The organism is Vibrio sp. 10N.222.49.C9 (assembly GCF_041474985.1).
Lineage (GTDB): Bacteria > Pseudomonadota > Gammaproteobacteria > Enterobacterales > Vibrionaceae > Vibrio > Vibrio crassostreae_C.
Genome location: NZ_JBFRVD010000876.1, coordinates 1 through 286, shown reverse-complemented (window position 1 = coordinate 286; position 286 = coordinate 1). Strand labels below are relative to the sequence as shown.

Sequence of the window (286 nt, the reverse complement as noted above, 5' to 3'; positions counted from 1 at the left end):
GCCATGAGCATCAACTGGAATCATCTGGTGTTTTGCTACGACAAATCAACGACTAGCCTATGCGTAGCCGTTACACAACACGCAAAACGCTGTACTGCGACAACGAGACTGTACTTTGCGCCACTCCCGAACGTTTGGCAAAACACCTCTATCTGTCTAGGGAGCGTTAATTTGCCGAAAACCGAAGATATTGACGAGATCGCAAAGGCGTACATAAACAGCACCAAAACACACCTAAATCACACTGGTATGTTTCGTGATAGCCAAGTCAGCAATACTGAATCTG

At 46.2% G+C, this 286-nt stretch carries 1 protein-coding gene; it reads left to right on the top strand.

What is annotated here, in order from left to right:
- Positions 1 to 3: 3 nt before the first annotated feature.
- Positions 4 to 286, top strand: a 283-nt coding sequence (locus AB4585_RS26030; protein WP_372171662.1) for a hypothetical protein, incomplete at its 3' end; no start/stop codon positions are given.